Raw genomic sequence first — 14,266 nt, 5'->3', positions numbered from 1 at the left:
TCAGTGTCGCGCCAACGATGACGCCGGGGAGCCGTCGGTGTCTGCGTCATCTGACACAGACACCGGCTAGGAGGCTGGGGCCGACTCCGCCGCCAGGACCTCGCGCGCGACGAGCACGCCACCGACGAAACCGACCGGCATCACGATCAGCGCGGCGAACGGGACGAGGCACAGCAATGACACGGGAAGCCCCAGCCCGAGGGCGAGCGCGCGGTGCCGCCGCAGCAGCGGCCGACGCTGCTTCAGGCCCATCCCGCGCCGGTAGAACGGCACGGCGATCAGTTCCAGCGCCAGGAACCACGCCGTCACCAAGGCCAGCAGGACCGGCACCACGGTCTGCCCCACCACGGGGATGAAACCCGCGATCAGCAGCGGGATGGTGAACATCAGTGAACGCAGCACCAAGGCCAGGCCGTCCTTCAGGCCCATCACCAGCAACCGCCACCACGACAGGTCCACCGCGCCGGGCACGCCGCCGAGGTCGTCCTCGACCTTCTCCGCGATGTGCTCGTAGAACGGCCCGCCGACGGCGAGAGTGATCGCCGTGAAGCCGATCATGGCGATCGCCAGCACCACCCCGAACACCGCGACACCGGCCGCCACCCGGATCGTCGTCTGCCAGCCCGGCGACCAGTCGTCGGCGAACGGCGTGATCAGCAGCGAGAGATCGTCGATCCAGAACGCCAGCGCGACGATCCCGCCGATCAGCAGCACCGTGGTCAGCAACGCGGGCAGCGCGCCGATCAGCAGCAGCCTCGGCGACCGCGCCAGGATGCCGAGGCCTTGCCCGAACATCCGGATACCCTTGAAGAAATCCCGCACCGGACATTTCTACCAGTGCCCGCGCGCGTCAGGGCACCCGCAGGTGCTGGCCGGGGTTCAGCAGGTTCCCCGGCGCGTACCGGGCCTTGGCGCCGGCGAGTTTCGGCCAGGCGTCGCCGAAGTGCGCGCGCCAGTCCTCTGTGGACATCGGCAGCGCGTTCGACGGATAGACCTTTCCGCCGAGACCGCGTGCCTTCCGGTAGAGGTCCACATTGAGCTCCAGCAAGCGTGCGTTGTGCAGCGGATCCTCGGGAGAACCGACCCGCAGCGGGGAAAAGAGCCACGAGAGCTCGCCCGGCGGCACGCTGAACAGAGCGGTCTTCAACCGGTCGTTCCGCACCGGGTAGAGGAGGATCAGGCCAGTGGCGCCCAGTTCGGGTTCGCCGGTGGCGGCGAGGGTTTCGGCGACGAACCGCTCGACCGTGTCGTCGGTGAGGAACACGTTCAGCCATGGATGCGGGTGGAACCAGCTTCCCATCGCACGGAGGGCCGCCTCCCCGTCTGCCATCCGGTTCAGGAAGTCGAAATACGCCGTGTCCTCGTCTTCGCGCTCGTCGAATTCGAGAAAGTCCAGCAACGCGGACTCGTCCGGCTCGGCGGGCGGCGTGTAGTAGGCGACCGCCTCCAGCATGTACCGCCAGCCGTCCTCGACGGGAATCAGCTGGCCCTCCAGGTAGTCAAAACGACCGTCGCGGACCACGGCGCGCTGATCGGTCAGGAACGCCGGAAGCGAGTCGTAGTAGAGCTTCCACCGGCGGGCCCGCGCCGGGGCCGGGGTCAGCCGCAGCGTCGCGCGGGTGATCACCCCGCATTGCCCCAGACCGGCGAGGACTGCGTCGAACAGGTCCGCGTTCGTGTCGCGGGAGCAGGTCAGCACCTCACCGGTGCCGGTGACGACCTCCAGTTCCACCACGCCATCGGTCTGCGTGCCGTGGTGGTGGGCCGCGCCGCCGATCCCGCCGACCACCAGCGTGCCCGCGACGGTCAGCTCGAGATAGTCGGTGAGCACCGGGGGTGCCAGCCCGTGCGGCAACGTCGTTTCCAGTACCTCCCGCCAGCGCGCACCGGCGTCCACCGACACCAGGTCGCCGGTGACCACCCGGCGCGGCGGCAGCGAGGTCATGTCCAGCACGATGCCGCCGTCGACCTGCCCCTGCCCGTACGGCGAATGCCCGGCGCCGCGGGCGGCGACCGGAAGGCCTCGCGCGGCGGCGAACTTGAGCACGACGGCTACGTCGGTCACCGAAGCCGGCCTCACCACCAGGCCTGGCCTCGCGTGGATCAAATTCCCCCAGTCCTTGCCGGCGACGGACAAGGCGGCTTCTCCGGTGAGGATCTCTCCGGCGATGGCGGGCAGGATCTCGTCGGTCATGACCGCACGCTACCGAGCCGAGCCCGGAAAGCACGGGCGACGTCAGCCACCGTCCGCGAGTGAGCCGCTGCCGCCGGGGCCGGTCACGATCACCCGGCTGCTCACCGCGGTCCCGAACGGGATGATCGTGACCTGCCACGTCTGCGGCTCCCCGACGTCGATGGTCGCCTTCGCACGCTGGACGAGGCCCGGGACGCGGTCGACCGCCAGTGCACGGAGGTCGAACCGCGGCACCTGGGCGTCCGTCGGGGCGAAGACCACCGTCAGGCGCCGGTCCTCGACGACCGCGGTGATCACCTGGGAGACGTCCGTGGCCCGCGCCAGCGCGTCGATCGCCCGGCGCAACTCCCCTTCGCCCAGCAGGGACCTGTCGACGTTCACGATCGCGGATCCCGAGGAGGACGTGGTCGTGCTGGACCGGGTTTCTTCCGCTCGCGCGGGCGCTTCCGGCGCGAACAGCTCCGCGCGGAAAAGGAACAGCACGAGAGCGGCGCCGAGCGCGAATCCGAGGACCGCGAGCGCGCCGAACGCACAGCCGTCCGGCGGCTCCTCGACCAGGCCGGCCTCCGGGGCGGATTCGATCGCCGCTTCGGCCACGCGGCGCTCCCACTCCGGCGACAGCCGCTCGACGACCTGTGCCTTCCACGGCCGGTCCGGCGGGTACCGCACGACGAGGATGCCGCCCGGCCGGTAGTTCGGGATGTCGACCAGGTTGATGCCGTGGGTGATCTTCAAGCGATACGTCGCCACGCCATCGGGGGCGACGGTGAGGACGAAGGCGACCGGGATGTCCCCCGTCTCGGTACCCCCGGCGCGGAGGCTCTCGATCTTGGCGAGCGCCATCACCGGCGCGACCTTCGCCTCGCGAGCCCGTCGCGGCGCCCCGGCGACGTGGAGCAGGAGTCCGTAGACGACGGGAAGCCCGACGCCCGTGATGATCAGGGGAACGTACTCGATGACGATCCCCACGATGAACGCGCACAGGGTCGTCCCGGTGATGATCCCGGTCAGGAATCCGCGGATGAGGGCGAGCGGCATGGACGCCAGTCTCCGTCGACGTGGGTGCTACCGAACCCAGGTTTGCTTCCTAATACCATTAGGCAAGTCCCGAATGGACTATGCTAAAGTGGCCGCCATGGCGAGAGCGGGACTGACCACGGAACGTGTGGTCCAGGCGGGTGCGGAGCTCGCCGACGAGATCGGCTTCGAGCACGTGACCCCCACCGAGCTCGCGAAGCGGTGCGGCGTCAAGACGGCGAGCCTGTATTCGCATGTGCGGAACGCTCACGAGCTGAAGACCGAGATCGCCCTGCTGGCCTTGGCCGAACTCGCCGATCTCGCCGCCACCGCGGTGGCGGGCCTGGCGGGCAAGGACGCCCTGATCGCCTTGGCGAACGTCCACCGTGACTACGCGCTCGAACACCCCGGCAGATTCACCGCCGCGAGATTCCGGCTCACCCCGGAGCAGGCGTCCACCAGCGCCGGCGCCCGGCACGCCGAACTGACGCGGGCGATCCTGCGCGGCTACGACCTCGCCGAACCGCACCAGACGCACGCGGTCCGGCTGCTGGGCAGCGTGTTCAGCGGCTTCGTCGGCCTGGAAGCCGCCGGAGGCTTCAGTCACAGCACACCCGGCTCACTGGAGAGCTGGACCGAGATCCTCGACGCGCTCGACGTCCTGCTGCGCGCTTGGCCCCGAACGAAATGAACGGAAGAATGCTCACCACCCCGATCACCGCCGCCCTTGTCCGCGGCGCACTGGACCTCGAACACACCGAACGCGGTGTGCTCCCCCACCGGCTGCCCGCCCCGGCCAGGCAGCAGATCCCCGACGGCCAGCTGACCATGGCGGAATCGCAACCGTCCGGGGTGCGGCTGGTCTTCCGCAGCACGGCGTCACTTGTCGAACTGGACGTCCTGGCCACCAAACGGGTCTTCGCCGGCACACCGCCCCGGCCCGATGGCGTCTACGAACTGCTCGTCGACGGACGGCTCGCCGGACAAGGAAGCGTGACCGAGGGCGACACGATCACCGTCGACCTGGCCACCGGCACGGCGCGGCACCAGTCCGGCCCCGTCCGGACCCTGCGGTTCGACGGGCTTCCCGGGCACGAGAAGAACGTCGAGATCTGGCTGCCGCACAACGAAACGACACGGCTCGTCGCCTTGCGCACCGACGCGTCCGTCCACAGTGTCCAGTCGTCCGGTCGCAAGACCTGGCTGCACCATGGCAGCTCCATCAGTCAAGGATCCAACGCGGCGACCCCGACCGGGATCTGGCCGGCCAGGGCCGCGGCCATCGCCGGACGGGAACTGGTCAACCTCGGCTTCGGCGGCAGCGCGCTGCTCGACCCGTTCACCGCCCGGGCGATGCGGGACACGGCGGCCGACTTCATCAGTCTCAAGATCGGGATCAACGTCGTCAACGCGGACCTGATGCGGCTGCGCGCGTTCGGCCCGGCGGTGCACGGTTTCCTCGACACCATCAGGGAAGGTCATCCCACGACGCCGTTGCTGGTCGTCTCGCCGCTCTATTGCCCCATCCACGAGCACACGCCAGGGCCCGGCGAGTTCGACCCGGACGCTTTGCGGGAAGGAAAAGTGCGGTTCAGGGCGACCGGTGATCCCGCGGAGACCGCCGCGGGAAAGCTGACGCTCACCGTGATCCGCGACGAACTCGCCCGCATCGTCAAGGAGCGGAGCGCGAGCGATCCGAACCTGCGCCACCTCGACGGCCTCGAACTGTACGGCGAGTCCGACCATGCCGAGCTGCCGCTGCCGGACCACCTTCATCCGGACGCGGCCACGCATCGGCTCATCGGGGAACGCTTCGCGCGACTGGCTTTCGACGCCTCGTGAGTGGTGAGGACGGTTTTCGGCAACCGTCCTCACCACTCACGAGCCACCGCGGTTACTGTGCGCGTATACCTCGGTAGCCCCGTTTGCGGGTACCTATTTTTCTTCCTGTCCAACGAAAGTCGGTATCCGCCCCCGGTGCGGCGGATCACCATGATCAGCACCGGATCACCGGTGCCGGGTCGCCTTGGCCGTGCCCGGCGACCCCACTGTGTCCAGTGCGGCCACCCCTCGCGCTGGATCCTCCCTCGCGAAAGTGAGTCACCGGTATGCGCACAAACCCCTTGGCCCGTACCGCCACCACACTGGTGGCCGCCGCCGCGGCCGTCGGCTTCCTCGCCCCTTCCACGGCCACCGCCACCACCATCGCGGGCTACTCCCCCACGGTGCAGCACGAGGCGGTGACGTCCCTCGCCGCCGAAACCGGGATGAGCCAGGCCGCCGCGGTCGAGTTCCTCCGGACGCAGACGGCCAGCGTCGAAACGCTGCAGAAGGTCACCGCGTCCCTCGGCTCCCGTGCCGCCGACGGCTACCTCGACGACGCCGCCAAGCCGGTGGTGAACGTGCTCGACCAGGCCGCCGCCGACCAGGTGACCGCGACCGGCGCGCGGGCCCGCCTGGTCAAGCACTCCAGCGCGGCGCTCGCGGGCGCGCAGAACGCCCTGCAGGCATTGCCCACGGTCGCGCACACCTCGATCGGCCTCGACCCCAAGGCCAACCAGGTCGTGCTGACCATTTCCGACGCCGCGAAGGGCTCCGAGGTCCTCGTGAAGGCCGCGGAAGCGCTCGGCGACCGGGTCCGCGTGGAGCGGACCACCGGCGAGATGCACACCGCGATCTACAACGGCGAGGCCATCACCGGCGGCGGAACCCGCTGCTCGGTCGGGTTCAACACCAACCGCGGCGGCCAGAACTACATCCTCGACGCCGGCCACTGCACCCGCGCGGTGTCGCAGTGGAACGTCGGGCCGTCGCAGGGCGCCAGCTTCCCGACCAACGACTACGGCCTGATCCGCAACACCACCGGCAGCGCACCGGGCGCGGTCACCCTGTGGAACGGCTCCACCCAGCGGATCGCCTCCGCCGGTTCCGCCACCGTCGGGCAGCGGATCAGCAAGAGCGGCAGCACCACCCGGCTCACCTCGGGTTCGGTGCAGCGGCTGAATGTCACGGTGAACTACGCCGAAGGCTCGGTGCACCAGCTGATCCAGACCAACGCGCTGGTCAACCCCGGCGACTCGGGCGGCTGCCTGTTCTCCGGCAGCGTCGGACTGGGCATCACCTCCGGCAAGGGCAGCGGCACCTCGTACTTCCAGCCGATCGGCGAGGCGATGAGCGCCTACAGCGTCACGCTCAACCCGTAGGCAGGTCCCGGGCCCCGGTCACCGCGACCGGGGCCCGGCCTGTGCGTGGAAGTGCTCGACGGCGTGGTCACGGAAACGTCGTGCCGCGACGGAAAGATAGGTGTCCTCGCGCCACGCGACGCTGAGCACGCGCCGGCATTCGGGATCGTCGACGTCGAGCCAGACCACCGTCTGGCTGGTCTCGGGCCGCAGTCCGAGCGACGGCACGAACGCGAGCCCGAGGCCCGCGTCGATGAGCTGGAAGAGCACGGTGGCTTCGTCGCCCTCGCACACGATGCGGAGTTCCAGCCCGGCCTTCGCGAACAGGCGCTCGACGAGCGCGCGCTGCCAGTACCCGGGGCGCGTGGTGAGGAACGGCTCGCCTTCGAGGTCCGCCAGGCCGACGCGGCCACGCCCGGCGAGCCGGTGCCCGGAAGGCACGCAGAGGAACACCTGTTCGTCGAGCAGCATGCTGCTGCGGATGTCGTTGCCGGCCAAGGGCTGCGAAGTGATGCACAGGTCGACCTCGCCGGATCGCAGCTTCTCCGCCATGCCCTCCGCCGACGCCTGGGACAGCCGCACGTCCACCAGCGGGTGCCCGGGAACGAAGGTGCGGAGAGGCTCAGTGAGAGCAAGCAGGCTTTCGGCCGCGACCGTGACGGTGCCGCGTTCCAACCCGGCCGCGTCGTCGAGCTCCTGACGGGCGTCGTCGAGTTCGGCCAGCGCCCGGTCGACGCGGCGGAGGAACGCGGCGCCGAACCGGTTGAGCCTGATCCGCCGGCCGTGCCGGTCGAACAGCGGTACGCCGAGTTCGGTTTCCAGCCTGGCCAAGGTCCGGCTGAGCGAGGGTTGCGCGACTCGCAGCTTCTCGGCCGCGCGGCCGACGTGTTCGAGCCGGGCGACCGTCTGGAAGTACCGGAGGGCCAGAAGATCCACTGCTGATACCTCACCTGTTATGAACAGATAACCGATCTTGTCTTGGACAGCATAAGGCCTCGGCTCTTACGTTCGATCGCGTGAGTGAAACCCTGACCAGCCCGGGCCGGAAGGCGAACGGGACGCTGGTGGTGAACCGGGTGCTGGTGAGCGCCCACGCCGTCGCGATCATCGGCCAGCCGGTGTTCGCCGGCGGCTATCTCGGCGGCGACTACGACATGCTGTGGCTGCATCGCTGGGGCGCGGACGCGGTGTCGTACCTGGCGTACGCGCAGATCCTGGCGGCCTTGGTCCTCTGGCTGGTCCGCGGACCGCGCTGGCTGTTCTGGATCAGCCTGCTGCTCGCCGTGGGCGAGACGGCGCAGTACCTCGCCGGGATGGCCGGCACGCTCGATCTGCACATCCCACTCGGCGTCGCGCTGGTCACCGGAGCGGTGCTGACGACCATCGCCGTCTGGCGGCCGCAGGCCTGGCGGGCGCGCCGATGAGCCGCCGTCTTCCCCGCAGGACCTTCCTCGGACTCGCCGGCGGAGCCGGTGTCCTCGTCGCCGCCGGGATCGCGGCTCCCCGCCTGCTCGCGCAAGGCGCGCCGGGGACCGGTGAGTTGCTGCGCAGCGGGCTCCCGTTGCCGGAGCCCTTCCGGGTACCGCTGCCGATCCCGCCGGTCCTGCGTCCACAAAGGACCGCCGACGCCGATCACTACACGATCACCCAGCGGGCGGCGACGGCCGAGATCCTGCCCGGTGTCCGGACGCCGATCTGGGGCTACGACGGGATCTTCCCCGGTCCGACCATCGAATCGCGACGGGACCGGACGGTGGTGGCGCATCATCGCAACGAACTTCCCGTGCCGACCGTGGTCCACCTGCACGGCGGGCACACGCCGGCCGAATCCGACGGCTACCCGACCGATCTCGTCCTGCCGCGGTCCGGCTGGAACACCGCGCACGCCGGGCACGGCATGGTCGACGCCCGTGCCCGGATCTCGAACGGGGAGCGCGACTACGTCTTCCCGCTGCGGCAACGGGCCGCGACCCTGTGGTACCACGACCATCGCATGGACTTCACCGGACCGGCCGTGTACCGGGGCCTGGCCGGATTCCACCTGATCCGCGACGACGAGGAAGACGCGCTGGGGCTCCCGTCCGGGGAACGCGAGCTGCCGTTGATGATCGCCGACCGTTCCTTCGACGAGCACGGCGAGTTCGCCTACCCCTCTCTCGACCGGACCCTGCGGACCACGCCGGGCGTCGAAAGTGCTTACGTGGAAGGCGTTTTCGGTGACGTGATCCTCGTCAACGGCGCGCCGTGGCCGGTGCACGAGGTGGCGGCCGCGCGATACCGGCTGCGTATCCTCAACGGCTCCAACGCGCGGCGTTACGACCTGGCGCTCGACCCGCCGCCACCCGGCGGAGGCGGTTTCGTGCAGATCGGCGCCGACCAGGGCCTGCTCGACGCACCGCGCGCCCATGATCATCTCCCCATCGCACCGGCGGAACGGTACGACGTCGTCGTCGACTTCGGCCGGTATCCGGTCGGTACCGAGGTCACTCTCGTGAACCGGCTCGGCACCGGCTCGACCGCACAGGTCATGCGGTTCGTCGTCGCGCGCCGCGCGCCGGACGACAGCCGGGTTCCCGCGAAACTCGGCGAAATCCCGCCGCTTACCCGCGAGCAGGCCACGACCACGCGCGACTTCTCGTTCCGCGCGGGTACCGTCCACGGTCGCGCGGGCTGGGTGATCGGCGGGGAACCGTTCTCGCCGGACCTGATGTCGGCGAGCCCGCGCCTCGGCGACACCGAGATCTGGCGGTTCGTCGCCGACATCCACCATCCCGTGCATCTGCATCTGGTGGGATTCCGGATCCTTTCCCGTGGCGGGCGGCCGCCGGGACCGTTCGACGGCGGTATCAAGGACACCGTCGATCTGGCCCCGGGCGAGTCGGTCGAGGTCATCGCCCGCTTCGACGGCTACCGCGGCCGGTACGTCTTCCATTGCCACAACGCCGAACACGAGGACATGGCGATGATGGCGAATTTCGAGGTGGTCTAGCGGACCGGGTTGGTCAGCTCCCCGACCCCCTCGATCGCGACGGTGACCTCGTCCCCCGGCTTCATCGGCCCGACCCCGGCAGGGCTGCCGGTGAGCACGACGTCGCCGGGGCGCAGGGTGAACCAGCGGGTCACCCACGCGAGGATCTCCGGCACGCCGAAGATCATCTCCCGGGTGGTGGCTCTCTGGGCGAGTCGATCGTTGATCCGCGTGGTCACCTCGAGGTCTCCGTTCTCGATGCCGGTGGTGATCCAGGGCCCGAGCGGCAGGAACGTGTCGGCGCTCTTGGCCCGCGCCCATTGGCCGTCGGCCCGCCAGTCGTGCGCGGTGACGTCGTTGGCGCAGGTGTAGCCGAGGATGTGCTCGGCGGCGTCGTCCGCGGTCAGGTTCCGCGCGGTTCTGCCGATGACGACGGCCAGTTCGCCCTCGTACTCCAGGCGTTCGACCTCGGGTGGCCGCAGGATCGGCTGCCCCGGACCCGCGACGGCGTTCGGTGCCTTGAGGAACAGGGCGGGCCGCTCCGGCCACGGGCGGCCCTTTTCCTTCAGCTGGCAGGGATAGTTGCTGCCGACACAGACGATCGTGCGCGGCTCGCACGGGGCGAGCAGCCGGATCCCGGACAGCGGGCCGACGACCTCGCCGGGGCCGGTGGCCGGGTCATACGCGCGGACGACGTCACCTTCGAGACAGCCCGTCCGGGCGGCACCCTCCCGGTCGAAGCGGACCAGCCTCATGCCGGACCACCGAGCGCTTCACGGACCAGTTCGAGCGGATGCCACGCCGTGCGCCCCGCACCGTGGAAGATCTGCTGACGGCACGAAACCCCGGTGGCGGCGACCAGCGTTTCGGCCGGTTCCTGCTCCAGCGCCGGGAAAAGCCGGTCGCGGCCGACGGCCATCGAGGTCTCGTAATGCTCGGCCTCGAAGCCGAACGAGCCCGCCATCCCGCAACAGCCGGAGTCGATCTCGGCGACCTCCAGCCCCGGGATGCGGCGCAGGAGCGCCATGGTGGCGGCGGTGCCGACCTCCGCCTTCTGGTGACAGTGGCCGTGGAAGACCACCCGCCGCCCGCTCAGCCACGATCGGTCCGGCAGGTTCAGCCTGCCGTCGTCGATGGCCTCGACGAGCAGTTCCTCCACCTGGCGGACGCGCTCCTTGATCTGCCGCGCTTCGGGAAGTTCCGGCAGCAGCGCCAAAGTCTCGTCGCGCAGGGTGAACACGCACGACGGCTCACAACCGACGATCGGCGATCCCGGTTCGGTGTCGCGGGCCAAGGACGTGACCAGTCCGGTGGCCTTCTTCTTGGCATCGTCCAGCAGGCCTTTGGACAGGCTCGACCGTCCACAGCAGCCCCCGGACGCGAGTTCCACCGCCCAGCCCGCGCTTTCGAGCAGCTCGATGGCCGCCTTGCCGATCTGCGGTTCGGTGAAGGTGGTGAAGGAGTCCGCGAGCCAGTTCACCGTGCCCGCCGTCCCCGGCGCCGTCACCCGGCGGCGGTTCCAGCGCACGAGGTTGTCCCGCGCGAACTTCGGCAGCGGCCGTTCGGCCTTGATGCCGACCGCCCGCTCCATGAGCTTGCGGAGCGGCCCGATCCGACCGGGCACATTGGACAGTGGGGCGGTGGCCGAGCCGAGCCGGTTGAGGAACCTGATCGAACCGAAGATCCGTGACCGCAGCGGCGTCCCGTGCTCCTCGTGGTGCTGGTGCAGGGTTTCGGCCTTGAGCGAGGCCATGTCGACGCTCATCGGGCATTCGCTCTTGCAGGCCTTGCACATCAGGCACAGGTCGAGGATCTCGTGCAGGCGTTCCCCGCCGAGCGCGGCCTTCGGGTCCGGCTCGGAAAGAGCCTTGACCAGCGCGTTGGCCCGGCCGCGGGTGGAATGCTCTTCCTGCAGGGTGACCTGGTACGACGGGCACATCACGCCGCCGGTGGTCTTGCGGCACAACCCGATGTTCATGCAACGGTCGGCGGCGTCGCGCATCCCGCCGACGACCTCGAACGACAGCATGGTCCGCATCGGCGGCGCGGGTGGCAGGGCGTCGCGGTCGCGCAGGTTCTCCGTCATCGAGGGCGCGTCGACGATCTTGCCGGGGTTCATCGTGCCCGCGGGATCGAAGAGTTTCTTGACCTGGCGCATGGCTTCGTAGAGTTCGTCGCCGAAGATCTCGCGGTTGAACTCCGAGCGGGCGAGGCCGTCGCCGTGTTCGGAGGAGTTCACGCCGCCGAATTCGGCCACGAGATCCTTGATCTTCTCCGCGACCGCGCGCATCGTGTCGACCTGAGCGGGGTCGGTCAGGTCGACGAACGGCCGGATGTGCAGGCAGCCGACCGAACAATGGCCGTAGAACCCGGCCTCCAGGCGGTGCTCGTCGAGGATCTCCTTGAACCGCGCGGTGTACTCCGCGAGGTGCTCGGGGGCGACGGCGGTGTCCTCGACGAACGCCAGCGGCCGCCTGGTCCCCTCGCCCGCCGCCATCAGCAGGCCGAGGCTGGACTTGCGCACCTTGAGCAGCGCCGCCTGTTCGGCGGCCGTGACGAGCTTGAGCGTGTGGTAGCCGTGTCCGTTGCGCTTCCAGAGCGCGGCGACCTCGTCGAGTTTGGCCGCCAGCAGGGTCTCGTCGTCGCCGGAAAAGGACACGAACAGCAGCGCCTCCGGATCGCCGGCGAGATGGTTGCCGAGATCGGCGTACTCGATCTTCCGCCGCGACAGATCGAGGATCGTCTTGTCCATCATCTCGACCTGGTGCGGCCCGCAGCTGAGCGCGTCGAGCGTCGCCGAAATCGCGCCGTGCGTCGTCTCGAAATGCCCGACCGCGTAGACGGTCTTCTTCGGTTTGGGCACCAGATCGACTTCGATCCGGGTGGCCAGCACGAGTGTGCCCTCCGCCCCGACGACGAATTTGGCCAGATCGAAGGGTTTGCCGTCGCCGTATCCGGAGAGGCGGTCGAGCCGGTAGCCGCACGCGCGACGCCAGAACACCGGCATGCCCTTGGCGATGACGTCCTCGTGCGCGGTGACGAGTTCGGGGAGTTCGCGGTAGATGCGGCCTTCGAGCGTGTCCGCCTCGGCGCGCCGCGAACGTTCGGTTTCGCTCACCGGTTCCAGCCGGGCGGTGGAGCCGTCGGCGAGGACGACGTCCAGCGCGCGGACGTGATCGATGGTCATGCCGAAGGTCAGCGACCCAGAACCCGCCGAGTTGTTGCCGACCATGCCGCCGATCGTGGCGCGGTTGCTGGTGGAGGTGTCGGGCCCGAACATCAGCCCGTGCGCGGCCGCCGCCTTGTTGAGCTGGTCCTGGACGACGCCGGGTTCGACGACGGCGGTCCGCGCGACGGGATCGAGTTCGATGATGCGGTTCATATGCCGCGACAGGTCGAGCACCAGACCCGGGCCGACGGTCTGCCCGGCCAGGCTGGTGCCCGCCCCGCGCGCGACGACGGGCACGCCGAACTCCGCCGCGGTGGCGACGGCCGCGGCGACGTCTTCGTGATCGACGGGGAACACGACCCCGCGCGGCATGATCGAGTACATGCTCGCGTCGCGGGAGAACAGGTGGCGCGTGTAGTCGTCGAAGGCGACTTCGCCGTTGATCCGGGCACGCAACGCTTCTTCGAGAAGGCTGGTCATCGGCGGGCCCTCAGTCGTTCTGCAGCAGTTCGAGGGCGTCCTGCAGCCCACGTGGATCGGCGGGGGCACCGGCGAGCGTCAGTCCCATTTGGACTCCCGCGAGGGTGCCGGCGAGGGTGAGATCGTTGAACGCGCCGAGATGCCCGATCCGGAAGATCTTCCCGGCGAGTTTGCCCAGTCCGGCGCCCAAGGACAGGTCGAACCGGTCGAGGATGATCGCGCGGACCTTGTCGGCGTCGATCCCTTCGGGCATCAGGACCGCGGTCAGCGCGCCGGAATGCTCGCGCTCGTCCTGGCACAGGACCTCCAGGCCCCAGCCGCGTACGGCGGCGCGCGTGGCGGCCGCGTGCCGGGCGTGGCGCGCGAAGACGTTTTCGAGACCTTCTTCGTAGAGCAGGCGCAAGGCCTCCCGCAGGCCGTACATGAGGTTGGTGTTGGGGGTGTAGGGGAAGAATCCGCGTTCGTTCGCGGCGAGCATCGGGCCCCAGTCCCAGAAGATCTTCGGCAGGCTCGCGGTCTTGGCGGCGTCGAGGGCCTTGTCGCTGATCGCGTTGAAACTCATGCCCGGCGGGAGCATGAGCCCCTTCTGCGAGCCCGCGACGGTGACGTCGACGCCCCATTCGTCGTGCCGGTAGTCGATCGAGCCCAGCGACGAGATGGTGTCGACCAGCAACAGCGCGGGATGCCCGGCGGCGTCGATCGCGGCGCGGATCTCCGGGATCCGGCTGGTGACACCGGTGGAGGTCTCGTTGTGGACCACGCAGACGGCCTTGATCCGGTGCGCGGTGTCGGCCGCGAGCTTGTCGGTGACCACCTCCGGGTCGGCGCCGCGCCGCCAGTCACCCGGCACGAAGTCCGCGTGCAGGCCGAGCCCCCGCGCCATTTCCTGCCACAGCGTGGCGAAGTGGCCGGTCTCGAAAGCCAGGACCGTGTCGCCGGGGCTGAGGGTGTTGGTCAGCGCCGCTTCCCACGCACCGGTCCCGGTCGCGGGGTAGATGACGACCGGGTTCGTCGTGCCGAAGACGGGCTTGATGTCGCGCAGCAGCCCCGTCGCCAGCTCCTGGAACTCCGGCCCGCGGTGGTCGATGGTCGCCGCCGACATCGCCCGGAGCACCACGTCGGGAACGTTCGTCGGACCCGGGATCTGCAGGAAGTGCCGTCCGGCCGCATATGTCATGTGCGCCTCCACGCTGGCTTCGAAATGTTTCAAGGAGCGAAACCTTGGTCTCGCCGCTTGAACGGTATACCGTGTACCG

At 69.5% G+C, this 14,266-nt stretch carries 12 protein-coding genes; 5 read left to right on the top strand and 7 right to left on the bottom strand.

Translation table 11 applies throughout. The annotated features are described in order from the left end of the window. Positions 1-66 precede the first annotated feature (66 nt). The 3 genes from ACIBTM_RS18890 to ACIBTM_RS18880 are packed head-to-tail and all read right to left on the bottom strand — an operon-like array spanning position 67 to position 3,232. Positions 67-822, bottom strand: a complete 756-nt coding sequence (locus ACIBTM_RS18890; RefSeq protein WP_395878241.1) for an EI24 domain-containing protein — start codon at positions 820-822, stop codon at positions 67-69. A gap of 28 nt (positions 823-850) precedes the next feature. Next, positions 851-2,194: an FAD-binding protein gene (locus tag ACIBTM_RS18885; RefSeq protein WP_395878239.1), complete on the bottom strand. Its 1,344-nt coding sequence runs from the start codon at positions 2,192-2,194 to the stop codon at positions 851-853. A 42-nt stretch (positions 2,195-2,236) separates the two neighbouring features. Next, complete coding sequence (locus ACIBTM_RS18880; protein ID WP_395878237.1) at positions 2,237-3,232, bottom strand: hypothetical protein; 996 nt, start codon at positions 3,230-3,232, stop codon at positions 2,237-2,239. Positions 3,233-3,329: 97 nt separating this feature from the next. Here ACIBTM_RS18880 and ACIBTM_RS18875 point away from each other — a divergent pair, with 97 nt between their 5' ends. The 3 genes from ACIBTM_RS18875 to ACIBTM_RS18865 all read left to right on the top strand — a co-directional run bounded on the left by ACIBTM_RS18875 (position 3,330) and on the right by ACIBTM_RS18865 (position 6,414). Beyond that, positions 3,330-3,902 (top strand): TetR/AcrR family transcriptional regulator, encoded by a 573-nt coding sequence (locus ACIBTM_RS18875; protein ID WP_395878235.1) that lies wholly within the window; start codon positions 3,330-3,332, stop codon positions 3,900-3,902. Positions 3,903-3,910: 8 nt separating this feature from the next. Continuing rightward, on the top strand, positions 3,911-5,053 hold the full coding sequence (locus tag ACIBTM_RS18870) for a GDSL-type esterase/lipase family protein (protein WP_395878233.1): 1,143 nt from the start codon (positions 3,911-3,913) through the stop codon (positions 5,051-5,053). Between the two features lie 266 nt (positions 5,054-5,319). Further along, positions 5,320-6,414: a S1 family peptidase gene (locus tag ACIBTM_RS18865; protein ID WP_395878232.1), complete on the top strand. Its 1,095-nt coding sequence runs from the start codon at positions 5,320-5,322 to the stop codon at positions 6,412-6,414. Positions 6,415-6,432: 18 nt separating this feature from the next. Here the strand turns inward: ACIBTM_RS18865 and ACIBTM_RS18860 are convergent, their stop codons facing one another. Continuing rightward, a complete protein-coding gene (locus ACIBTM_RS18860) occupies positions 6,433-7,329 on the bottom strand; it encodes a LysR family transcriptional regulator (RefSeq protein ID WP_395878230.1) in 897 nt (298 codons plus the stop codon). Between the two features lie 80 nt (positions 7,330-7,409). On the opposite strand from ACIBTM_RS18860, the gene ACIBTM_RS18855 reads away from it, so the two are divergent. Then, complete coding sequence (locus ACIBTM_RS18855; RefSeq protein ID WP_395878228.1) at positions 7,410-7,817, top strand: hypothetical protein; 408 nt, start codon at positions 7,410-7,412, stop codon at positions 7,815-7,817. After that, positions 7,814-9,382: a multicopper oxidase family protein gene (locus ACIBTM_RS18850; protein WP_395878226.1), complete on the top strand. Its 1,569-nt coding sequence runs from the start codon at positions 7,814-7,816 to the stop codon at positions 9,380-9,382. Before ACIBTM_RS18855 ends, ACIBTM_RS18850 begins: the two co-directional genes overlap by 4 nt. Here the strand turns inward: ACIBTM_RS18850 and ACIBTM_RS18845 are convergent. The 3 genes from ACIBTM_RS18845 to ACIBTM_RS18835 are packed head-to-tail and all read right to left on the bottom strand — an operon-like array spanning position 9,379 to position 14,187. Next, a complete protein-coding gene (locus ACIBTM_RS18845) occupies positions 9,379-10,116 on the bottom strand; it encodes a fumarylacetoacetate hydrolase family protein (RefSeq protein WP_395878224.1) in 738 nt (245 codons plus the stop codon). The genes ACIBTM_RS18850 and ACIBTM_RS18845 overlap by 4 nt on opposite strands. Then, complete coding sequence (locus ACIBTM_RS18840) at positions 10,113-13,010, bottom strand: FAD-binding and (Fe-S)-binding domain-containing protein (protein ID WP_395878222.1); 2,898 nt, start codon at positions 13,008-13,010, stop codon at positions 10,113-10,115. Before ACIBTM_RS18840 ends, ACIBTM_RS18845 begins: the two co-directional genes overlap by 4 nt. A 10-nt stretch (positions 13,011-13,020) precedes the next feature. Then, a complete protein-coding gene (locus ACIBTM_RS18835) occupies positions 13,021-14,187 on the bottom strand; it encodes a pyridoxal-phosphate-dependent aminotransferase family protein (protein ID WP_395878220.1) in 1,167 nt (388 codons plus the stop codon). Positions 14,188-14,266: the final 79 nt, after the last annotated feature.

The sequence above is a fragment of the Amycolatopsis sp. NPDC049868 genome (assembly GCF_044461365.1).
Lineage (GTDB): Bacteria > Actinomycetota > Actinomycetes > Mycobacteriales > Pseudonocardiaceae > Amycolatopsis.
This window is presented reverse-complemented; position numbering and strand designations above follow the sequence as displayed.

Coding starts and splice junctions, on each gene's coding strand:
- ACIBTM_RS18885 (WP_395878239.1), bottom strand. CDS start 2,194: ATGACCGACGAGATCCTGCCCGCCATCGCCGGAGAGATCCTCACCGGA.
- ACIBTM_RS18880 (WP_395878237.1), bottom strand. CDS start 3,232: ATGCCGCTCGCCCTCATCCGCGGATTCCTGACCGGGATCATCACCGGG.
- ACIBTM_RS18875 (WP_395878235.1), top strand. CDS start 3,330: ATGGCGAGAGCGGGACTGACCACGGAACGTGTGGTCCAGGCGGGTGCG.
- ACIBTM_RS18870 (WP_395878233.1), top strand. CDS start 3,911: ATGCTCACCACCCCGATCACCGCCGCCCTTGTCCGCGGCGCACTGGAC.
- ACIBTM_RS18865 (WP_395878232.1), top strand. CDS start 5,320: ATGCGCACAAACCCCTTGGCCCGTACCGCCACCACACTGGTGGCCGCC.
- ACIBTM_RS18850 (WP_395878226.1), top strand. CDS start 7,814: ATGAGCCGCCGTCTTCCCCGCAGGACCTTCCTCGGACTCGCCGGCGGA.
- ACIBTM_RS18845 (WP_395878224.1), bottom strand. CDS start 10,116: ATGAGGCTGGTCCGCTTCGACCGGGAGGGTGCCGCCCGGACGGGCTGT.
- ACIBTM_RS18840 (WP_395878222.1), bottom strand. CDS start 13,010: ATGACCAGCCTTCTCGAAGAAGCGTTGCGTGCCCGGATCAACGGCGAA.
- ACIBTM_RS18835 (WP_395878220.1), bottom strand. CDS start 14,187: ATGACATATGCGGCCGGACGGCACTTCCTGCAGATCCCGGGTCCGACG.